The sequence below is a fragment of the Enterobacter kobei genome (genome assembly GCF_001729765.1).
Taxonomy (GTDB): domain Bacteria; phylum Pseudomonadota; class Gammaproteobacteria; order Enterobacterales; family Enterobacteriaceae; genus Enterobacter; species Enterobacter kobei.
The window spans coordinates 3469942-3492001 of sequence record NZ_CP017181.1; the positions used below are offsets into that span (position 1 = coordinate 3469942).

At 57.6% G+C, this 22060-nt stretch carries 18 protein-coding genes; 5 read left to right on the plus strand and 13 right to left on the minus strand.

All coding sequences use genetic code 11. The annotated features are described in order from the left end of the window. Positions 1-65: 65 nt before the first annotated feature. Positions 66-2393: a peptidoglycan glycosyltransferase PbpC gene (pbpC, locus tag BFV64_RS16625; RefSeq protein WP_023331080.1), complete on the minus strand. Its 2328-nt coding sequence runs from the start codon at positions 2391-2393 to the stop codon at positions 66-68. Position 2394: 1 nt separating this feature from the next. Continuing rightward, the gene (locus BFV64_RS16630; protein WP_069602294.1) at positions 2395-7347 is read right to left on the minus strand and encodes an alpha-2-macroglobulin family protein; all 4953 of its coding nucleotides are present in this window, start codon (positions 7345-7347) and stop codon (positions 2395-2397) included. A 287-nt stretch (positions 7348-7634) separates the two neighbouring features. Between BFV64_RS16630 and BFV64_RS16635 the strand changes: the two genes are divergently transcribed. From BFV64_RS16635 to BFV64_RS16650, 4 genes are all read left to right on the plus strand, one after another. After that, entirely contained in the window at positions 7635-9179 is a 1545-nt protein-coding gene (locus BFV64_RS16635) for a PTS transporter subunit EIIC (RefSeq protein ID WP_023331082.1), read from the plus strand. 12 nt (positions 9180-9191) lie between these two features. Beyond that, positions 9192-10559 (plus strand): 6-phospho-alpha-glucosidase, encoded by a 1368-nt coding sequence (locus tag BFV64_RS16640; RefSeq protein ID WP_023331083.1) that lies wholly within the window; start codon positions 9192-9194, stop codon positions 10557-10559. Positions 10560-10649: 90 nt separating this feature from the next. Further along, entirely contained in the window at positions 10650-11495 is an 846-nt protein-coding gene (sseA, locus tag BFV64_RS16645; protein ID WP_023331084.1) for a 3-mercaptopyruvate sulfurtransferase, read from the plus strand. After that, positions 11495-12265: a MurR/RpiR family transcriptional regulator gene (locus BFV64_RS16650; protein WP_023331085.1), complete on the plus strand. Its 771-nt coding sequence runs from the start codon at positions 11495-11497 to the stop codon at positions 12263-12265. Before sseA ends, BFV64_RS16650 begins: the two co-directional genes overlap by 1 nt. A gap of 16 nt (positions 12266-12281) precedes the next feature. On the opposite strand, the gene sseB is transcribed toward BFV64_RS16650, so the two are convergent. From sseB to trmJ, 11 genes are all read right to left on the minus strand, one after another. Further along, entirely contained in the window at positions 12282-13058 is a 777-nt protein-coding gene (gene sseB, locus BFV64_RS16655) for an enhanced serine sensitivity protein SseB (RefSeq protein ID WP_069602295.1), read from the minus strand. Between the two features lie 96 nt (positions 13059-13154). Next, positions 13155-14441: an aminopeptidase PepB gene (pepB, locus tag BFV64_RS16660; protein ID WP_069602296.1), complete on the minus strand. Its 1287-nt coding sequence runs from the start codon at positions 14439-14441 to the stop codon at positions 13155-13157. A gap of 53 nt (positions 14442-14494) precedes the next feature. Then, positions 14495-14695, minus strand: a complete 201-nt coding sequence (gene iscX, locus BFV64_RS16665) for a Fe-S cluster assembly protein IscX (RefSeq protein ID WP_014171178.1) — start codon at positions 14693-14695, stop codon at positions 14495-14497. Position 14696: 1 nt separating this feature from the next. Then, positions 14697-15032: an ISC system 2Fe-2S type ferredoxin gene (gene fdx, locus BFV64_RS16670; RefSeq protein WP_003860652.1), complete on the minus strand. Its 336-nt coding sequence runs from the start codon at positions 15030-15032 to the stop codon at positions 14697-14699. A 1-nt stretch (position 15033) separates the two neighbouring features. Beyond that, positions 15034-16884 carry a Fe-S protein assembly chaperone HscA gene (gene hscA, locus BFV64_RS16675; protein WP_014884825.1) on the minus strand — a complete coding sequence of 617 codons (1851 nt, stop codon included), beginning with the start codon at positions 16882-16884 and terminating at the stop codon, positions 15034-15036. A 14-nt stretch (positions 16885-16898) separates the two neighbouring features. Next, positions 16899-17414 carry a co-chaperone HscB gene (gene hscB / locus BFV64_RS16680; RefSeq protein ID WP_003860657.1) on the minus strand — a complete coding sequence of 172 codons (516 nt, stop codon included), beginning with the start codon at positions 17412-17414 and terminating at the stop codon, positions 16899-16901. Between the two features lie 76 nt (positions 17415-17490). Further along, on the minus strand, positions 17491-17814 hold the full coding sequence (gene iscA, locus BFV64_RS16685) for an iron-sulfur cluster assembly protein IscA (RefSeq protein WP_003860659.1): 324 nt from the start codon (positions 17812-17814) through the stop codon (positions 17491-17493). 13 nt (positions 17815-17827) lie between these two features. After that, the gene (gene iscU / locus BFV64_RS16690; protein ID WP_003860661.1) at positions 17828-18214 is read right to left on the minus strand and encodes a Fe-S cluster assembly scaffold IscU; all 387 of its coding nucleotides are present in this window, start codon (positions 18212-18214) and stop codon (positions 17828-17830) included. Positions 18215-18238: 24 nt separating this feature from the next. After that, positions 18239-19453, minus strand: a complete 1215-nt coding sequence (gene iscS, locus BFV64_RS16695; protein WP_008502157.1) for a cysteine desulfurase — start codon at positions 19451-19453, stop codon at positions 18239-18241. A gap of 116 nt (positions 19454-19569) precedes the next feature. Continuing rightward, positions 19570-20061: a Fe-S cluster assembly transcriptional regulator IscR gene (gene iscR / locus BFV64_RS16700; RefSeq protein WP_008502158.1), complete on the minus strand. Its 492-nt coding sequence runs from the start codon at positions 20059-20061 to the stop codon at positions 19570-19572. A 304-nt stretch (positions 20062-20365) separates the two neighbouring features. Then, positions 20366-21091 carry a tRNA (cytosine(32)/uridine(32)-2'-O)-methyltransferase TrmJ gene (gene trmJ / locus BFV64_RS16705; RefSeq protein WP_008502159.1) on the minus strand — a complete coding sequence of 242 codons (726 nt, stop codon included), beginning with the start codon at positions 21089-21091 and terminating at the stop codon, positions 20366-20368. 131 nt (positions 21092-21222) lie between these two features. Here trmJ and suhB point away from each other — a divergent pair, with 131 nt between their 5' ends. Continuing rightward, positions 21223-22026, plus strand: a complete 804-nt coding sequence (gene suhB / locus BFV64_RS16710) for an inositol-1-monophosphatase (RefSeq protein ID WP_003860668.1) — start codon at positions 21223-21225, stop codon at positions 22024-22026. The last annotated feature ends 34 nt before the right edge of the window (positions 22027-22060 follow it).

Genomic DNA, 22060 nt, shown 5'->3' on the forward strand with positions numbered 1-22060 from the left:
GCATTCTCGTTTTTTTTCAGGAACGAATGTTGATAATTATCAAGCTAACGCTTTAGGGGTAAAACTTAACGGCCCAGCTCGAAATTTACCGTCGCCGTTTGTCCTGCCTCATCCATCACAAATAATTGATAATTACCCGGCAAATATAATTTTAATGAATAATTATAATTCCGTCCTTTTAACGATTCTCCGTTTAAAAACCACCAGCGCTCACCTTCTCCGCCTGTCGTACTGACAGAAAGCGTCACATTTCCTTCCCCCGGGAGTCGCTTAATCACAGCTCCCTCTCTGATTCCCGAAATCATAAGCGGTGCCGCATTGTTATTATCCAGAGGCGGACAGACTGTTGATTTCGCAGGAAGACGCGCCGCCCTTTTTTCTGCTGCTGGCAGCCACGACTCCAGCGGCAGCGGCCAGACATCGAGGATTTTCTCCGTGGCATCCGGGCAATCTGCTGCAACACGCTTACCCGTTTTATCAAGCCAGACCGGGAAACGAATGCCGCGAATACCTTCCTGTTCCGGTAAAAGCAGCGTAGGCGGCTCACTTCCTTCCAGCAACCATGTGGAAAGGCGACGCCGACAGTTTTCACTGCCTTCCGGCAGCGACTGACCGCCAGGCCAGCAGATCACACCCTGCCCGACGCTCTCCGGACGCGGATCGCGCGGCAGGCGGGCTTCGTCTACCGTCGAGCGAGACTGAAGCAGGTTATTTACCTGATTCAGGAGCGGCACCGCGCTGGCAAAACCGAACTGCCCGGCCACGGGCGTACCGTCCGGTCGTCCGGTCCAGATGCCAATGACGTAACGGGCGTTCAGACCTATTGCCCAGGCATCACGGTAGCCGTAGCTGGTGCCGGTTTTCCATGCCAGCGGCGCAATTTGCGGTAGCGCACTGTCCGGCAGCGGCTGCGCCTCGTTGGCGAGAATACGGCGAATAATCCACGCTGAACCTGCCGATAACAGCGGGCGCTCAACAAGCGCGTCGCCAGGCTGGAAGCGCAGCCTTCCCGCCTTGCCGTGTCGGGCAAAGGCGCTATAGGCAGCGGCGATATCGGCCAGCCGCGCGCCTGCACCTCCCAAAATCAGCGACAAATTCGGTTGTGCCCCCGCAGGCAGGATCAGCGGCAGCCCGGCATTGCTCAGCATTCCGGCAAAACGCTTTGGCCCGTAGGCTTCCAGCACCTGCACCGCCGGCAGATTGAGGGAGCGTACCAGCGCTTCACTCATGCTGACCGGCCCGTGGAAGCCGCTGTCGAAATTTCCGGGGCGATAATCACCGGTTTTTCGAGGAACGTCCTGAAGCAATGAGGCGGGATGGATCAGGCCATCATCCAGCGCCATACCGTAAATAAAGGGTTTCAGCACCGATCCCGGCGATCGGATCGCATTGACCATATCAACATGGCTAAATCGACTGTCGTCGTTAATATCCACCGAACCGACCCAGCCGCGTACTTTCATATCCGTATGATCCACGACGATCATCGCCAGCGAGCTGCGTGCCGGCAGGCGGGATTTCCAGTTCATCGCCAGCTCTTCCAGCTGTCGTTGTAGTCCGGCATCCAGCGTGGTGACAATTTTTGTGTCGCGGCTTTTGCCGAGCATCATGCGAGCAAAAAGCGGCGCCAGCTGCGGCATATGACGGGGAGCCAGCCATACCGGCTCTTCACGGGACTCTTTTACCTGTTTTTCTGACCAGACGCCCTGGGTCATCATGCGGTCGAGCACTTTATTGCGTGCCGCTTCGGCCCGCTCCGGCCAACGGTCCGGGCGCAGGCGACTTGGTGCCTGCGGCAGTACGGCCAGCAGCGCTGCATCGGAGTAGCTAAGCTGCGAAGGTGGTTTCCCCAGATAGGTCCAGCTTGCTGCCCCTACCCCCTGCAGCGTGCCGCCAAACGGGGCACGGTTGAGATACAGCGTAAGAATATCGCGTTTAGAGAGATGCCACTCCAGCTGCATCGCCCGCCAGAGCTGACGGATCTTTCCACCGAAGGTGCGCGGATGCGGATCCAGCAGGCGCGCTACCTGCATGGTAAGCGTGCTTCCACCCGAGACCACTCTCCCGGAGGTGAGATCCTGCCAGGCGGCGCGCATGACAGAGAGTGGGTTTACGCCGGGATGATCCCAGAACCAGCGATCTTCATACTGGATTAGCGCCTCAAGATAGCGGGGAGAGACCTCTTCAATGGTCACCGGATAGCGCCAGATGCCCTCCGCGTCAGCAAAACGCCACAGCGGCGTGCCGTTCTCATCCACCACCACCCGGGCGGGGTTAACCTCTTTCAGAGGTAACGGCCACAGGCGGTCGGCGGCGAAAACCAGCCCCCATAAAATGAGAAGCGCTCCCGCCAGCCAGAGCCAGCGGGAGCGTGTCAGACGTGCTTTCAGCATATTACGGAACAACAATCAGCGGGCCGCTGGCCGCACCCGTTGCCCGCCACTGCGGAACGTACATAGACTCCACCATCGGGACCGGCACCTGGTAAGTTCCCGGTGTGACGGCGCGCGCCAGGTAAACCAGCGTGATCGGCTGACCTTCGTTGACCGGCACAGCGGCCACAAAGCGGTCGTCGCGGAACTCCATATACTGAATATCCGCCTGCTGCATCTGGCTCAGCAGGTTTTGCACCTCGCTGCCGCTGTCCTGCAGGCTGGCGCTGCTGCTCGCCAGGTTCTGGTTTTCCAGCTCCAGACCCGCCGGGAGAAGATCCACCACCAGCGCATCCGGCACGTTCTGGCTGGCTTTCACCTCAAGCCACACCAGTACCAGTTCACCGCTCTTCAGAGATGAGAGCGATTTACTGCTGCCGTCGGTTGCCAGGATATGACGTTCAATCTGCAGCACGTTCGAGCTCGGCTGAGGCGCATATTCCGGATAACCCGTGCTGTCCAGGCGAACCCACAGTGGCGAAGTGCCGGTATTGGTCACCTGCAGCGCACCAAGCTGGTCGCCGTTGACGTTTTGTACCAGCGATGTATCACCGCCTGAGGCGGTATCAGACAGCGAGGTTTTCGCCTGCCATGCACCTGACAGAGTTTGCAGCGAACGTCCGGCCAGGAAGAGGGCATTACTCTCCTGAGTAGACAGCCAGCGCTGGCTGAAAGCCTGTTCAGACAGCGCATTCAGCAACGTATTTTGCGCATCCGGCAGCAGCTTGTACTCTTCCAGCAGGGAGAGCATCAACGCGTTATCGCGCAACTGACTACCGTAATCGGCCATCCAGTTTTTGCTGTCGTTACGCGGCGTTTTGAGCGCCAGGTCCAGTGCCTGCTGGCTGCGTGGGGCATCGCCCATCAGTTTGAGCGCCATACCCAGCTGCATCAGCGGCAGCCCGGAAGCAGCCTGAGCGTGACGATCCCAGATTTCGCGCAGCGCACCCAGAGGTGCTTTTTGCTGGCGCGCCAGCACCAGAGCGGCATAAGCCTGTACGGCAAATTTGCTGGCCTGGGTGTCGTCGCTGTAGCGAATGGACATCATGCCCGGATCCTGCAGGTAGCGCAGCAGGCGGCTATTGGCGTTATTCACGGCTTCGGCAGGCACGCTGTAGCCTTGCTCGCCTGCACGCACCAGGAAGTCAGTGACATAGGCGGTTAACCAGTACTCTTCCGGGCCGTTTTTATCCCACAACGCAAAACCGCCCTCCTCGCGCTGCATCTGCAGCAGACGCGAGATCCCAATATCAATGGCAGCACGGCGCTTGTCATCCGTGTCGCCCTTAATACCAAGCGCGGTGAGCTGCGCCGCGTTGGTGTAGAGCGACGGGAACAGGCCACTCGTGGTTTGTTCCAGACAGCCATACGGATACGCCTGCAGTTCACGAATATAGCGCGCCAGGTTTAGCGGTGGTTTACCGCTCAGCAGGAGTTGCCCCTGCAGAGTGGCTGGAGAGAAACCGCTACTATGCTGCGCCGGTGCGGTCCAGGATTCACCCGGGTTCAGCATCGCTCCGGTATTGACCGTCTGTGCCGGGAATGCCGGACGTACGCCGATTTTCCAGCTTTTCTGCTGCGCTGCGAAGGTTTCGCCCGGAAGCTGCAGGCCGGTAACCTGTGCCGTCACCTCACCGTCGCCATAGCCTTCCAGCGCACGCACTGGAATAAACAGGGTGCTACGCGCGCCCGGCGGCAACTGAACCGACTGCGGCGGCGCGCCCTCCAGGGACAGTTTGCCTGTCGCAGTCAGGACAACGTTCAGCGTTTGCGGCTGGTCGGTCAGGTTGGTCAGATCCAGCGTCAGGCGCGAGGTATCTCCACTCGCCAGGAAACGCGGGGTGTTCAGCTCGGTAATGACCGGTGCGGCCACCACAACCTTGCTTTCACTGCTGCCAAAATCATCTTCCGTCCAGGCCTGTGCCATCAGGCGCAGCTCGCCGTTGAAGTCCCCAATCGGCAGCGTAACGGTACCTTCCCCGTTAGCATCCAGCGTAACTGGCTGAGCCTGCTGGGCAATAATGGTGACGTGGTTCACCGGCGGTTTGCCGCCGCGCTTCAGTTCATCGCCATCACCGCCGAAGCGCAGCGCCGCCATGCGGCCCTGTCCTTCAATGACCTGGCCGTAGATATCGTAGATATCCGCGCCGTAGCGCTTCTGGCCGAAGAACGCCTGCCACGGATCTGGCGTAACGTAATCGGTAATGTTCAGCACGCCGCTGTCCACTGCCGAAACCAGCACGTTCACTTTCTGTGGAACCGCCCCCTCTTTCACGCTGGCTTTCACCTTCACAGAGAGCGTCTGATTTGGCCGCATTTTCTGCGGGTTATCGAGCGCAATGTTCAGGCGACGATTTTCGTCTCCCATCGGCAGATGCAGCAGACCAACTGCGCGTTTCGGCGTAGCGGATTTCGATTTATCCCCAGGGCGCACCACCAGTGTGCTGAGGTAGAGATCGTGACGTTTCCAGGCTTTATCGACCGGAATGGAGAGATCGAGCCCGTTTGCCGGTACGTCGATCTCTTTCCACCACAGCGGCCCTTCGCTGGATTCGATCATGGCATAGCCCTTGCCTGCGGCGGGTGCAGCGATATGCAGCTGGATGGTATCGCCTGGCTGATAAGCGGGTTTATCCAGCTTCAGCGTCACGCGGTCAGGGCGTGCTGCCCCCGTGCCATCGCTGTTATCCTGCCAGCTGTATCCCGCCCAGAAGCGCACGCTACTGACCATCTCATCAGGTGCTTTCACCTCCAGACGGTATGAGCCCCACTCCACCGGGAAAGTGACCTTGCCGGTTTCATCGGCCTTGAGGCTAAGCTCCTGTTCACCTTCAACCAGATCTTTTTGATCGAACTGAGACTGCCAGCCTTCGCTCTCAGACCAGTTCCAGAAGTAGTCGCGGCGCTCGCGGATCAGGCGCACCTGTAAGCCGGATACCGCTTTTTTCGCCCCGCTGGCATCGGCATAAACGATGTCAAAGCTGGCATTACCGTTTTCGTCAACAATGGGTTGGTTGACGGTGGTATCCGTGCGGTAGTCGTATACAGCCTTGCTGGCGAACTGAGGACGGATACCCGGCAGTTCAGCCGCCGGCCAGATGGCCTGCTCAGCGCGACGCGTCACCGGGCGACCGCCCGACTCCAGCAGGCTGGCCTGCAGGATCAGCTGTAGCGGCGAGTGCACTTCTTTCCACTGGCTTTCAGTCGTAACCTGCCCGCGCCCCTGTTCGTCCAGCGTAAGCTGCACTTCATCCAGACTGCGGCTCAGGTTTTCCTCAGCGATGTCCCCAAACTGGAAGCCTGGCAGTGCAGGCACGGCCTCACGCAGTGGGCGGAGGAAAAGCTGGCCCTGCAGTGAATTCCCATTAGCCGGCGCACCGTACAGGTAATAGCCTACTACGTTAAAGTCCACGTCATCCTGCGGGGAAACCGGTGCTTTTTGACCTGTCAGATTCAGCGCCATACGCTCAGGCATGAAATCTTCCACGTGGAAATCCCACAGACGCTGCTGGTTATCACCTGTGTTCGCGCGGATATGCCACATGCCGGTCTGCGCACCGCTATCCAGCGGATAGTTAAAACGATAGAGCCCGTTTTCTGGCTTAACGACCATCGTGCGCGCCACCTGTCCATCCGGACGCAACACGTCAAGCTTCACAGGCTGGTCGGGGAGCGGCTTTCCGTCGCTGTCGCGCAGTAAGCCGTTGAGGATCACGGTTTCACCCGGGCGATAGAGATCGCGCGGACCAAACATAAAGAACTGCTTGCTGTAGCCCGGATTACCGGCGATATCAAACTCCGCCAGATCGAGCGCCGGAAGTTTGAGATCAAGCAGCGTGGTCTGGCCATCTTTGCTCGCCAGAATCAGCGCGGCCTCTTTGTCGGTTTCAAGCGTTGCATGACCGTCCGCATCGCTTTTCGCCTCGGCAAGGGTCTGCCCTTTGTCATTTAGCAGCGTGACAGTGACACCGGACTGCGCCGCACCGTTTTCCAGACTCTGGGTAAAGATGTCCAGGCGGTTGTGGTAACGGTGAGCGGATAACCCGACATCGCTCAGGGTAAAGAGGGTTGCGGCATTGCTGTAGTTGTAGTGCCCGGCCTGGTTCATGACCGCGATATAGACGCCAGACTGCTGGAGCGGCTTGATATCCTTGAGCGGCAGGAGCAGTTTTTCACGGGTATTGCGCGCCGGATTGAGATCAAAGCGACCGGTATAAACCAGTTCCGCCATCTTCAGCAGGTTGTCGGATTCCCAGTTGGTCAGGGAGTTACGGTACTCCCACTGACTGACAAAGGAAGCCAGCGATTCCGGCTTCACGCGGTAGAAATTGACGTCCACATTGTTGACGTTGAGCGCCATCACCGGCAGCCCTTCCACCACTTTGCCCGGCAGCAGCGATCCGCGGCTGGCAAAACCGACCGTCGGTTCGACATCCCGGGTGGTGATCGCTTTTTCATAATCAATGTCGAACGTTGCTTTGTTCAGCGCCTGTAAACCACGTTCGACGGTGACAACCAGATTACGGTTGGGCTCCAGATCACGCAGGCGAAGCTCTTTCAGGTTAGGCGCTAGTTCCCACGCCCCGTCAACCTTGCCACTTTTCTTATCCACGACATGCACTGTTTTCGCGAAATCCTGGTCGGGATTCAACGGAACAGAGAAGGTCAACACCAGCGTGGCGGCGCCGTCCAGCTGTACTTCAGAGGCATCCAGTAGGGTTAATGCTTTGCCCTGGCTCTGTGCCGCCAGTTTTGCCAGTTTTTCTGCATCAGGCTTTTCAGCCGCTTTCGGGGTTGATGTGGTGGATGCTGCGGGAGCCGCAGTCTGAGATTTATCGTCGCTGTTGTCACAGCCGACAAGCGTAAATGTGGTAAGCAGCGCGAGAGAGATCGCGGCTAAGCGAAACGGTTTCATCCTTTGTCCCTGGCCTGAGGGGGCCTGTTGGTCGTCGTCCGGATAAGTATTATCCGCAAGTTTCGTTAATACAAAAAGTCCAATTTTAGAATCTGGAAAGCGCCTCGCAGAATCGTCATATCCGGCGGCGTGGAGGTGGAACCGCGATCACAGAGCATAACGTCACATGTTACCTTTCACGTCATTTGTTTTTAAAACAATAAGATAGCTGGATAAAAGCATCAGGAGCCTGCTAGTTTTATGACCATGACGCACCCCGAGTGCGCGGTTCAATAAGAGAGAAAGCCATGAAACGAGCCGTGAACGCCCTACAAAATTTCGGAAAATCATTGTACGGCCCCGTACTTATCTTACCGATCGTCGGTCTGTTTATCGCCTTTGGTAACGTATTGGGTAACGGCAACATGGCCGAGTACCTGCCGTTTCTTGGCCATCCGCTCATTCAGAGTATCGGCCAGCTGATCGCCAAATCCGCCGTGTCAGTGCTGGTCAACCTGGCGCTGGTGTTTGCCGTCGGGATCCCGATTGGGCTGGCAACGCGCGATAAAGGCTACGCGGCGCTGATTGGTCTGGTGACCTTCGTGGTGTTTATCAACGCCATGAACGTAACGTTACAGCTTCAGGATGAGCTGGCGCCTGCCGGGCAGATGAAAGCCGCGGGTCAAAGCATGGTGCTGGGCGTTCAGGTGCTGGAGATGGGTGTTTTCGCCGGGATCCTGACCGGGGCGCTCTCCGGCTACCTTTACAACAAATATTCCGGCGTACAGTTTAACGGTGCGATGGCGATTTACTCCGGCCACTGCTTTGTCGCGATTGTGATGCTGCCCGTCTCCATGCTGCTCGGCGTGGTAATGAGCGAAATCTGGCCCTACGCTCAGCACGGGATTAGCGCGCTGGCGCTGGCCATTAAAGGCTCAGGTCCGTTCGGCGTAGCCATTTACGGTTTCCTTGAGCGCATTCTGGTACCGACTGGCCTGCATCATCTGGTTTATACCCCGTTCCTCTATACCGAACTCGGGGGGACGCAGGAGGTGTGCGGCGCAACCTATCAGGGCGCGCGCAATATCTACTTCGCCGAAATGGCCTGCCCGGAGGTGAAGCAGCTCAGCAGCACCGTGGTGTGGGACGCGCGCGGCATCAGCAAAATGTTCGGCCTGCCCGCCGCCGCGCTGGCGATGTATATGACCGCAAAACCGGAACGCAAAGCCGTTGCGAAAGCCATTTTGATCCCGGCGGCGCTGACCTCGCTGCTGGTCGGCGTCACCGAGCCGATTGAGTTCTCCTTCCTGTTCGTCGCGCCGCTGCTGTTCGTGGTTCACGCGGTGCTGACCGGCATCGGCATGATGCTGTTCTCGCTATTTGGCGTTCACGCCATCGGTGCCAACGGGATCATTGATTTCATTCTCTACAACCTGCCGCTCGGCACGGAGAAATCTAACTGGCCAATGTACATCCTGGTAGGGCTGATCATGTTTTCCCTCTACTTCACGGTGTTCCGCTTCCTTATTCTGCGCTTCAACATGAAGACCCCAGGCCGTGAGAATGAGGATCAGGAGACACGTCTCTACAGCGAGCAGGAGTACCAGGCGAGGGGCAATAACGACGGGCTGGGTGAGTCCATCGTAGTGGGACTCGGCGGCAGGGAGAATATTGAGGTTGTGGATAACTGCTATACCCGCTTACGCGTCACGGTGAAGGACGTCGACATCATCGACGAGCCGCGCCTGAAAGCGACCGGCGCGAAAGGGGTCATCAAACAAGGTAACAACGTTCAGGTGGTCTACGGGCTGCATGTCAAAAAAATGCGAGAAGCCGTTGAGACGTTTCTCTGAAAGGAGCTAAAGATGTTTACACCCCCCTTTATTCTGTCGATTGCCGGTGGCGGCAGCACCTACACGCCGGGTATTGTGAAAAGCCTGATGGTACGTCTGCATGACTTCCCGCTGGCCGAAATCCGCCTCTATGACATCGACGAGGCGCGTCAGAACACCATCGCGCCGGTGGTTGAGAAAGTGATTCGTGACCACAGTGAAAGCATCAAATTCACCGTCACCACTGACCCGGAAGTGGCGTTCAGCGGCGCACATTTCGTCTTCGCCCAGATGCGGGTCGGTCAGTATAAAATGCGCGAGCAGGATGAGAAGATCCCACTGCGGCACGGCGTGGTCGGCCAGGAGACTTGCGGTCCCGGCGGCCTGGCGTACGGACTGCGCACGATCCTGCCGATGGTCGAGCTTATCGATCGGGTGGATCGCTACGCGCATGAAAAAGCCTGGATCGTGAACTACTCCAACCCGGCAGCGATCGTGGCGGAAGGCGTGCGCCGCCTGCGCCCGAACGCGCGGGTGCTGAACATCTGCGATATGCCCGTCGCCGCAATGCGCAATATGGGCGCCATTCTGGGCGTGGATCGCCACAAGCTGGAGGTGGACTATTTCGGCCTGAACCACTTCGGCTGGTTTACCCGCGTGCTGGTGGACGGCGAAGACAAGCTGCCCGAACTGCGCAAACATATCGCGAAGTTTGGCCTGTTGACGGAAGACGCTGCTAAAACCGATCCGCAACATTCCGATCCCTCCTGGGTGAAGACCTGGCGCAACATCAAGCCCGTCATGGATAACTTCCCGGAGTACCTGCCGAACCCGTATCTGCAGTATTACCTGATGCCAAACCAGATTGTGGAGCATCAGAACCCGGACTATACCCGCGCTAACGAAGTGATGGACGGGCGTGAGAAAAAACTCTTTGCTGCTGCGCAAGAGTACAAGCGCACCGGGATCCTGCCGGATGCCTTCCACGTGGGCGTCCACGGCGAGTTTATCGTCGACGTGGCCTGCTCGCTGGCCTTTAACCTGCGCAGCCGCCATCTGGTGATGGTGGAAAACCGTGGGGCGATTACCAACCTGCCATACGATGCGATGGTGGAAGTGCCCGCCTATATCACCTCCGAAGGACCAGAGCCTGTTCGCATCGGTCGGGTGCCGCTGTTCCATCAGACCCTGCTGCAACAGCAGCTGGCATCCGAACAGCTGCTGGTGGAGGCGACCATCGAAGGCAGTTATGAGAAAGCCCTGCAGGCCTTCACCCTGAACCGCACCGTGCCGACCATGGCGCACGCGAAAGCTATTCTGGATGAGATGATCGAAGCCAACCGCGACTACTGGCCCGCGCTGCAAAAGGCCTGGCAGAATGGCGAAACGGTGAAAAAATAGGGGCTTGCTCGCGAGTTGAACGTGGTTTGCTTGTCGGTGTCATAAAAAACACCGACAATCCTTTTTTACGGAAAAGAATGGAGGCATCCCATGTCCACCTCATATTTTGTCGCCGCCGACTGGCTGATTGAGCACGGCGACGACCCGGAAGTCCAGATTATTGACGCGCGGATGGCCCCTCCGGGGCAGGAGCACCGCGATGTTCCCGGTGAATACCGTGCCGGCCATCTGCCTGGCGCGGTATTTTTTGATATTGAAGCCCTCTCCGATCACAACTCTCCCCTGCCACACATGCTGCCGCGCCCGGAAGCCTTTTCCGTGGCGATGCGCGAGCTGGGCGTGAGCCGCGACAAGCATCTGGTTGTTTACGATGAGGGCAACCTCTTTTCCGCACCGCGCGCGTGGTGGATGTTAAAACAGTTTGGCGTAGAGAAAGTGTCAATTCTGGCAGGCGGTCTGGCGGGCTGGAAGCGTGATGACCTGCCGCTTCAGCAGGGTGATGTCACGCTGCCGGAAGGCGATTTCGATGCCACGTTTGACGCACACGTCGTCAAACGTTTGACTGACGTACTGGTCGTTAGCCACGAGAAGACGGCGCAAATTGTCGATGCCCGTCCTGCTCCTCGCTTTAATGCCGAAGCGGATGAACCGCGTCCGGGTCTGAAGCGTGGACATATTCCGGGCGCGCTGAACGTGCCGTGGGGCGATCTGGTATTTGAAGGGGAGCTGAAAACCACCGATGAACTGCACGCCATTTTTGACCGTGCGGGTGTGGATTTACATCGTCCGATCATTGCCAGCTGCGGTTCCGGCGTAACGGCCTGCGTGGTGATTCTGGCACTTGCCACCCTCGGGGTTAACGACGTCACTCTTTACGACGGCGCCTGGAGCGAATGGGGTGCGCGAGACGATCTGCCGGTTGAACCGGCAAAATAATGGATAACCGCCTGGCCACGCTGTTAACGCGCGGGGCGTCACTGACCCGCGCGGAGTATCGCGTCCTCGCCCACCTCACGGAGCATCCGCTGCTGGTGGGCAATATCACGGTGCGCGAGCTGGCGCAGGCGACATTTGTTTCTACCGCCACCATTATGCGGCTGTGTCAGAAGCTGGGGTTCAGCGGTTTTAGCGAGTTTATCTGGCACTGCAAGCAGCTGCTTTCTGACACGCCGCATATCACCGTGCAGGGGCAATCGCTCCCTGAGCTGCCTGCCCTTTTTAATCAATTCATCGCCAACTATCAGCAAACTTTTCAGTGGGTCACCCAGGACAAACGCCAGCATTTTGCCAACCTGCTGCGCCAGAAAGAGAGCTTTTTTCTCTACGGTGCCGGGTTTTCCTATCTGTTTGCCGAGTACCTGACCAAGAAATTGCAGGTGTTGGGCAAAACGGCATTTATCTCCGGGCCGGGGGACAGCCGGAACATTTTTCTCAGCAACGCCGCCCGCTATCAGGTGTTCATTGCCGTTTCACGCAGCGGCGAAACGGAGCAGGTGCTGGATAAAGCGCGAATTGCCAAAAACGTCGGGATGACCGTCGTCGCGTTTACCCGCGCCTCGGCCAATACGCTGGCGGGGATGGCGGACGTACACTTTGCCCTCTATGACGAAGCGGTACATTTCGCTGCTGAAGCAGCAGGCGTGACGTCATTTGAGTCGAATCTGGTGCTGCTGATGGATTTACTGCTGCTGGAAGCAACGGGGTGAAGTTCACCCCGCGTCATCAGATAATGCGGTTGGTTTTGAGATCGCGCAGGAACCCGCCCCAGCGACGCTCATAAAACGGCGTGATGTGCTCGGTAATAAAATGGCTGATGCCCTTCTCACCTTTCGTCACCTGGCAGATATCAATCGGCTCATCGCCCGGCAGCGTGTCGGTCGCCACGCTTCCCGCCGCCTGAATGATGTCGTCGATATCGCCATCTGCTTCAATACCGATCAGCAGCACTGGTTGCTCGTCGGCATTCTCTTTAATGGAGCAGAGGAATGCGCGCCTGACGGGCTTGAGCGTTTTGAAGAGCGTGGTCAGGGAATCAATCATCTGCGCGGGCGGCTCGGCCACTTCGGAGAGCAGCAGCGTTTCCCCCCCTTCCAGCACTTCCTGAGTGCTGAGCGGATTGCCCTCTTCACCCATCAGGTGACTGATTTCACGCGGGGTGAACTCTTTCCCGGTTGGCAGTTTGGCGTTGAGGAACAGGGTCTGGCCCAACGTCATTTCAAACAGCGTACGCACCGGCATCACCACGAATGCCTGTTCATCTTCCACAGCTTCCTGCAGCGCTTCCAGTGAGGTAAAGAACGGGATCACTGAAGAGCCGTCGTCTTTCTCCCAGTGCAGCAGATCCAGCGCGCTGTCTTCCACAACCTGCTCACCTTCCGCCGCGGTGCCTGGCACCCAGATGGTAGATTCCAGCAACGTGCGGAAAAATGCCGGACGGTGAGCGGGCTCGGTGGCCGCCTGTTCCAGCAGAGTTTCTAATTCGTTTTTGGTTTCGGACATAGTTTGGCTACTTCACAATTGCCCGGCGGCGCTACGCTTGCACGGGCCTACGGGTTTTGTAGGCCGGGTAAGCGTAGCGCCACCCGGCAAAAAAGGTTACTCAGCCGTCAGCAGGTTCGCCACGGTACGCACGCCCAGACCGGTCGCACCCGCGGACCACTGTTCTACCGCTGCTTTACGGTAGGTTGCGGAGCAGTCGATGTGCAGCCAGCCTTCGTGATAGTTCTCAACGAAGTGAGACAGGAAGCCTGCTGCGGTACTTGCCCCTGCCGGATACGCCGCGCTTGCGGTGTTATTCAGCTCGGCAAAGTTGGACGGCAGCTGGCTGCGGTGGAACTCGGCCAGCGGCAGACGCCAGAATGGCTCGTTTTCCGCCGCGGCGCTTGCCAGCAGGCGTGCGGCCAGCTTGTCATCGAAGCTGAACAGCGCATGGTAGTCGTTCCCCAGGGCGGTTTTCGCCGCACCGGTCAGGGTCGCCATGTCGATAATCAGCTCAGGTTTCTGCGCAGAGGCGTCAATCAGGCCATCAGCCAGCACCAGGCGGCCTTCGGCATCGGTGTTCATCACTTCAACATTTTTGCCGTTGCGATAGCGAATGATGTCACCCAGCTTGAAGGCATTGCCGCTGACCATGTTGTCGGCGCAGCACAGGTAAAGCTTCACGCGCTTGTTCAGGCCGCGGGTAATCGCGAACGCCAGCGCACCAGTGATGGTTGCCGCGCCGCCCATGTCGGACTTCATGGAGTCCATGAACGCGCTCTGCTTCAGGCTGTAGCCGCCGGTGTCAAAAGTAATGCCTTTGCCGACCAGGCAGGCAAAGACAGGAGCTTCTTTATCGCCGGCTGGGTTGTAATCCAGCGCCAGCAGGACCGGAGGTCGCTCAGAGCCACGGCCTACGGTGTGGATACCCATATAGTTCTGCTCGCGCAGGTCTTCACCTTTGGTAATACGGTAGGACATTTTGTCGCCCGCCACGCCGCACAGCAGGTCAACGGCGCGCTGCGCCAGCTGCTCAGGACCTAACTCTTCCGCCGGGGCGTTGATGGTGTCGCGTACCCAGTCGATGATCTGCAGGCGGCTTTCCAGCTCTTTCTGACCGGCTTCGTCGAGGTTTGCCCACTCAATTTTGCGGGTGCCTTTCGGACCTTTGTACCCCGCCCAGAATGCCCAGCTGCGGTCGGTGTCCCAGCCTTCGCCTTCCAGCGAGACATGTTTGATCCCCAGACCGTCGATTTTGCGCGCGGCGCGCTGGATCAGGCCCAAATCATCGTTGCCCGTCAGGTGCAGGGTAATACCGTCGTTATTGATGCTGTAGCTGGCTTTCTCGCCCCAGCGCGCGTCGGCAGGCTGCGTAGAGAGCGTAATCTTCATCGCTTCGGTCATTTTATTTATCCTTATTAGCAAACGGGCCGCCTGAAGGCAGCCCGTTAAGTGATTTACTCTGCTTCATCTAACCAGACTAACAGAATCGCCTCCAGAATTTTTTCATTGGATGCGTTTGGATCGTCGTCGAAATCGTCTAAATCGCAGATCCACTGGTGCATGTCGGTGAATCGTACAGTTTTCGGATCGAGATCCGGGTTCGCGTCGTAGAGCGCTTCGCCGATCTCACGGCTGTCTGTCCACTTCAGTCCCATATTAATGCTCGCGTGCGTGGTTGATGGTGTAGCGTGGGAATTCCACGACCAGATCTTCGTCGGTCACCGCGGCCTGGCAGCTTAAGCGGCTGTCTGGCTCCAGACCCCATGCTTTATCCAGCATGTCGTCTTCGTCTTCGGTGCTTTCGGCGAGCGAGTCAAAACCTTCACGCACGATGCAGTGACAGGTAGTGCAGGCACAGGATTTTTCACAGGCGTGTTCCACTTCGATACCTGCGCGCAGGGCAACATCGAGAATGGTTTCGCCGGTCTTCGCTTCCAGAACAGCGCCATCCGGACAAAGGTCCGCATGAGGCAAAATAACAATCTTTGGCATATTAAACCTCGTCCACGGACTGGCCTTTCAGCGCGACGCGGACGGATTTGTCCATGCGGCGAGCGGCGAAGTCCTGGGTTTGTTTATCAACGTTTTTAATGGCTTCTTCTATTGCGTCAGCATCATTGCCCATGGCGACGACGCTTAAGTGCGCGGCAGCCTCGTCAATCACCTGACGCTCAGCGGCGCTTAACAGCGCGGCATCGGCATTGAGTGCACCGGTCAGGCTTTCCAGCACGCGTGCGGCTTCCACTTTCTGTTCCGCCAGCATACGCGCCTTCACATCCTGCTCGGCGTAGCTCATTGAGTCCTGAATCATGGAGGCGATCTCGCCATCGGTCAGGCCGTAGGACGGCTTCACCTGGATGGACGATTCCACGCCGGTGGATTTTTCCATCGCCGTGACGCTCAGCAGGCCGTCCGCATCAACCTGGAAGGTAACGCGAATATGCGCCCCGCCCGCTGGTAATGCCGGGATACCGCGCAGTGCAAAGCGCGCCAGAGAGCGGCAGTCCTGCACCAGTTCGCGTTCGCCCTGCATGACGTGGATGGACATCGCAGTCTGGCCGTCTTTAAAGGTGGTGAACTCCTGCGCGCGCGCCACCGGAATGGTGGTGTTACGCGGGATGACTTTCTCCACCAGGCCACCCATGGTTTCTAAACCAAGGGACAGCGGGATAACGTCCAGCAGCAGCATTTCACTGTCCGGCTTGTTGCCGACCAGAATATCGGCCTGAATGGCCGCGCCCACGGCAACCACTTTGTCCGGATCGATGGCGGTCAGCGGCGTGCGGCCAAAGAACTCACCTACACGTTCGCGCACCAGCGGCACACGGGTAGAACCGCCGACCATGACCACTTCCAGCACCTCGTCAGCCTCAACGCCCGCATCTTTCAATGCGCGACGGCAGGCCAGCAGCGTGCGTTTCACCAAAGGTGCGATCAGATCGTTAAACTGGTCACGGGAGATTTCCCCCTGCCAGCCCGCTACGTTCACGGTAACCGTCTGCGCATCGCTGAGGGCAATTTTGGCGTCGATGGCGGCATCCAGCAGTTCACGCTGGACGCGCGCATCGCTGCGATCGGCAATCCCCGCCTGCTCACGAATGTAATCCGCCAGCAGATGGTCGAAGTCATCGCCGCCCAGCGCGGAATCCCCGCCGGTCGCCAGCACTTCAAATACGCCACGGCTTAAGCGCAGGATGGAGATATCAAAGGTACCGCCGCCGAGGTCGTAAACGGCAATCACCCCTTCCTGACCGGAGTCGAGACCATAGGCAATGGCCGCCGCCGTCGGTTCGTTCAGCAGGCGTAATACGTGCAGGCCCGCCAGACGGGCGGCATCCTTGGTGCCCTGACGCTGTGCATCGTCAAAATAGGCCGGAACGGTAATCACCACGCCGTCGAGATCGCCGCCGAGCGTCGCCGTAGCGCGCGCTGCCAGCGCCTTCAGGATGTCCGAAGAAACACGGATCGGGTTCAGCAGACCAGCCTCGGTCGCGATCATCGGCAGGCCGTTTTCACTGGCCTGAAGCTGATACGGCAGATGCGGGTAACGGGTCTGAATATCAGCCAGCGAACGGCCCATCATGCGCTTAACCGAGCTGATGGTGTTGGCCGGATCGCGCGCGGCGTTGGCGCGCGCGTCGTAGCCTACCGCGTGACCCTGCTGCTGGTAGTGGACCACGGAAGGCAGCAGATGGCGGCCCTGCTCGTCAGCCAGCGTTTCCGCCTGGCCGCTACGCACGGTCGCCACGAGAGAATTGGTGGTGCCCAGGTCAATACCCACCGCCAGACGACGCTGGTGCGGTGCGGCACTTAAGCCAGGCTCACTAATTTGTAATAAGGCCATAATTGCTTCCGAAATTAAAAATCGAGCAGCTTTTCTTCGAGTTGTTCAGCACTGCTTCGCAGTTTATCGAGAAAACGGAGTTTGCGCACAGTGTCTGCCGCCACGTCCCAGGTCTCGTTGTTCAGTTGCTCCACCATCTGCTGATGGCGGGTATCAAACATACCCTTCACGCGCGTGATAAAGCTTTCCAGGCGCGCTTCGTCTTTAGCCTGTTCAATCTCATCCAGCTCTTCGCGCAGCTCCAGCTGTTCCATCAGAAACGCCGTATCGCGAACGGTATGCTGTTCGCTCGCCAGATCAAAACCGTGGAGCGAGAGAAGATATTCAGCACGCGCCAGCGGATGACGCAGCGTCTGCCAGGCCTGGTTAATGGTGGCAGAGTGCGAAACTGCAGCCAACTGCTCGGCCTGCGTCCCGCTGGCGAATTTATCCGGATGGTACTGACGCTGCAAATCCTGAAAACGGACCGTCAGCGCCTGAAGATCGATCGGGTATTGAGCGGGTAGTCCGAAGAGAGTGAAGTAATCCATAACAATCTCAGGGGTAGCCTGTTAGAACAAACCCCACGCGCAGCAAAGCCACGGTGGGGTTTCGGATGACGCGCGGTTAAACGTGGAAGCTTTCGCCGCAACCACACTCGTCTTTGACGTTCGGGTTCGTGAATTTGAACCCTTCGTTCAGGCCTTCTTTGACGAAGTCCAGCTGAGTGCCGTTGAGGAATTGCAGGCTTTTGCCATCGACCACCACCTTCACGCCCTTGTCTTCAAACACGGTGTCATCAGACGCCGGCTCGTCAACAAACTCCAGTACGTAAGCCATACCAGAACAGCCGGAGGTACGTACGCCCAGTCGCAGGCCAAAGCCTTTACCACGGTTCGCCAGAAAAGAGCTTACTCGCGCGGCAGCGCTGTCGCTAAGGGTAATCGACATACTCAAACCTCAATTATTTTGCTTCACGTTTGCTTTTGTAATCCGCAATGGCGGCTTTGATCGCGTCTTCTGCCAGAATAGAACAGTGAATTTTCACCGGTGGCAGTTCGAGTTCTTCAGCAATATCCGTGTTCTTGATTGCCTGTGCTTCGTCCAGAGACTTGCCCTTCACCCATTCGGTGACCAGGGAGCTGGACGCAATGGCAGAACCGCAGCCGTAGGTCTTGAAGCGCGCGTCTTCAATGATACCTTCATTGTTGACTTTAATCTGCAACTTCATCACGTCGCCACACGCCGGTGCACCGACCATGCCGCTACCAACAGATTCGTCGCTGTTGTCAAAAGAGCCAACGTTGCGCGGGTTTTCGTAATGATCGATGACTTTTTCGCTGTATGCCATGATTGAATTCTCCTTATGTACCGATTAGTGATGTGACCATTCAATGCTGTTCAGATCCACGCCCTGCTTAAACATTTCCCACAGTGGAGAAAGGTCACGCAGACGGCCGATGGAGTTACGAACCAGCTTGATGGTGTAGTCAATCTCTTCTTCGGTAGTGAAACGACCTAAAGAGAAACGGATAGAGCTGTGTGCCAGCTCGTCAGTCATACCCAGCGCGCGCAGCACGTAGGATGGCTCCAGGCTTGCAGACGTACAGGCAGAACCGGAAGAAACGGCCAGGTCTTTCAGGGCCATGATCAGCGACTCGCCTTCAACATAGTTGAAGCTGACGTTGAGGATGTTTGGCGCGCCCTGCTCGAGATCGCCGTTCAGATACACTTCTTCCATATCCTTCACGCCGTCCCACAGACGGTTACGCAGCGTGCGCAGGCGTGCCATCTCGGTTTCCATCTCTTCTTTCGCAATGCGGTAGGCTTCGCCCATGCCCACGATCTGGTGTACAGGCAGCGTACCGGAACGCATGCCGCGCTCGTGACCGCCGCCGTGCATCTGTGCTTCGATGCGGATACGTGGCTTACGACGAACGTACAGCGCGCCGATCCCTTTCGGGCCATAGATTTTGTGGCCGGAGAAGGACATCAGGTCCACTTTCAGCTGGCTCAGGTCGATAGGCAGTTTACCCACGCTCTGGGTCGCATCTACGTGGTAGATAATACCGCGCGCACGGCACATTTCGCCGATGGTGGCGATGTCCTGAACGACGCCGATTTCGTTGTTGACGTGCATGATGGAGACCAGAATGGTGTCATCACGCATCGCTGCTTCGAGCTCTTTCAGGTCGATGATCCCGTTGCTCTGCGGCGCCAGGTAAGTCACTTCGTACCCTTCACGCTCCAGCTGACGGCAGGTGTCCAGCACGGCTTTGTGTTCGGTTTTGCTGGTGATAATGTGCTTGCCTTTTTTCTGATAAAAGTTGGCTGCACCTTTGATCGCCAGGTTGTCGGATTCGGTCGCACCGGAGGTGAAAACAATCTCACGCGGGTCGGCACCCACCAGGTCAGCAATCTGATTACGGGCGATATCAACCGCCTCTTCAGCATGCCAGCCAAAACGGTGTGAACGGGAAGCTGGGTTACCAAAGTTTCCGTCCAGGGTCAGACACTGCATCATTTTCTCGGCAACACGCGGGTCCACCGGCGTGGTTGCGGAGTAATCGAGATAAATCGGTAATTTCATTGCTCTATAAACTCCGTACATCGCTTCAATGCAAGGAATCAGGCAACCGGCTGGATGTACGACCGAGTACGCGGGGCGCGGTGCCCCGGCCTGATTCTGAAATACTTATCGTTTTATTACGCGCGCAGTTTGACGTCGATGGCGTCCTGCGCGCGGGTGCTGCGTTGGGAATCATGGCTGTGCTGACGGCCTGATACATCCAGAACTTCCTGGTTATTCACCAGCTCACCGAGGGTGATGTTGTTCAGGAAGCCGGTCAGACGGTCGCTCAGATCGCGCCACAGCGCGTGGGTCAGGCACTTATCGCCGCCCTGGCAGCCGCCTTTACCCTGGCAACGGGTCGCGTCGACGGATTCGTCAACTGCGCTAATCACTTCACCCACTGCAATACTGCCCGCGTCTTTACCCAGCAGATAACCGCCGCCCGGGCCACGAACGCTGGAAACCAGTCCATTTTTACGCAGTCTGGAGAACAGCTGTTCCAGATAGGAGAGGGAGATCCCTTGTCGTTCAGAAATATCAGCCAACGGAACCGGGCCCGCTTCGGAGTTGAGCGCAACGTCCAGCATCGCGGTCACGGCATAACGCCCTTTAGATGTCAGTCTCATGTCTTACTTAACCTCAAACTCGCCCCTGCCCGGGGTTTTTTATTGTAAAATGGGGGTATTGCATAGCAGGGCCAAGTCTGACATTCCTGACTAAAATGGTCAACTATTTACTTGACTGTTTTAGTCAGGTATTTAACCTTCTGTGCCGTTTTTTGTCGGGTGGCGCTGCGCTTACCCGACCTACAAAACCGTGTCGTATCACAAGGGTGCTGCCTGATGCCCTCACCCCAGCCCTCTCCCACGGGGAGAGGGAGAATGCGTGGTAGGTCGGGTAAGCAAAGCGCCACCCGGCAAACAGACGACACTACTCTTTATTCTTCTGCTCAATCGACGCCAGAATGCCGCGCAGGATGTTCAGCTCCTGGCTTTCCGGGCGCGCGCGGGTGAACAGACGACGCAGCTTGTTCATCACCTGGCCTGGATGGCCTTCACGAATAAAGCCGGTCGAAAGCAGCGTCTGCTCCAGGTGACCATAGAAACGCTCCAGGTCATCCACCAGCGGGTAGGCCGTCTCTTCTTTAGGCTCTACCTCTTTCTCCTGCGTCGCCAGCCACGCCATACGCACTTCGTAGGCGATCACCTGCACTGCCATCGCCAGGTTCAGCGAGCTGTATTCCGGGTTGGCGGCAATCGCCACATGGTAGTGGCATTTCTGCAGTTCGTCGTTGGTCAGGCCAACACGCTCACGGCCAAACACCAGCGCAACCGGCGCCTGTTCTGCCTCAGAGACACTCTTCAGACCGCATTCGCGCGGGTCCAGCATCGGCCACGGCAATGTGCGGGAGCGAGCGCTGGTGCCGACTACCAGGCTGCAGCCTGCCAGCGCTTCGTCGAGGGTATCGACGATCTGCGCGTTGCCAATCACGTCGCTGGCTCCGGCGGCCAGGGCGATGGCCTGTGAGTCTGGCTTCACCAGCGGGTTAACCAGCCACAGGTTCGTTAAGCCCATGGTTTTCATAGCGCGGGCAACGGAGCCCATGTTGCCGGTGTGCGATGTTTCGACCAGCACGATTCGAATGTTTTGCAGCATAATTTTTAGTGTCTGAATTCAGCGTCTGAAGAATATTCGGGCATATTATCATAAACGAGAGACATAATCCGATCCCGCTGCTATACTCTGCGCCGATTTTCCTGTTCTTTAACATCCAGTGAGAGAGACCGATGCATCCGATGCTGACCATCGCCGTGCGCGCAGCGCGCAAGGCGGGTAATGTAATTGCCAAACACTACGAAACGCCAGACTCCGTAGAAACCAGCCAGAAAGGCAGCAATGATTTCGTGACGAATGTCGATAAAGCCGCAGAAGCGATTATTATCGAAACGATCCGCAAATCTTACCCGCAGCACACCATCATCACCGAAGAAAGCGGTGAACATGAAGGTACCGATCAGGATGTTCAATGGGTTATCGATCCACTGGATGGCACCACCAACTTCGTCAAACGCCTGCCACACTTCTCTGTGTCTATCGCCGTACGCATCAAAGGCCGTACTGAAGTCGCTGTTGTCTACGATCCAATGCGTAACGAACTGTTCACCGCTACCCGCGGTCAGGGCGCACAGCTGAACGGCTACCGTCTGCGCTGCAGCAACGCTCGCGATCTGGACGGCACCATCCTGGCGACCGGTTTCCCGTTCAAGGCGAAACAGCACGCAACCACCTACATGAATATCCTGGGCAAACTGTTCACCGAATGCGCGGACTTCCGTCGCACCGGTTCTGCTGCGCTGGATCTGGCTTACGTGGCGACCGGCCGCGTTGACGGATACTTCGAGCTGTCTCTGAAGCCATGGGATTTTGCCGCGGGCGAGCTGATCGCACGTGAAGCAGGTGCCATCGTGTGTGATTTCACCGGCGGCCATAACTATATGTCTACCGGCAACATCGTTGCCGGTAACCCACGCGTCGTTAAAGCCATGCTGGCAAACATGCGTGATGAACTGAGCGACGCGCTGAAGCGTTAATCCCGGTCATTCCCTCTCCCTGTGGGAGAGGGAA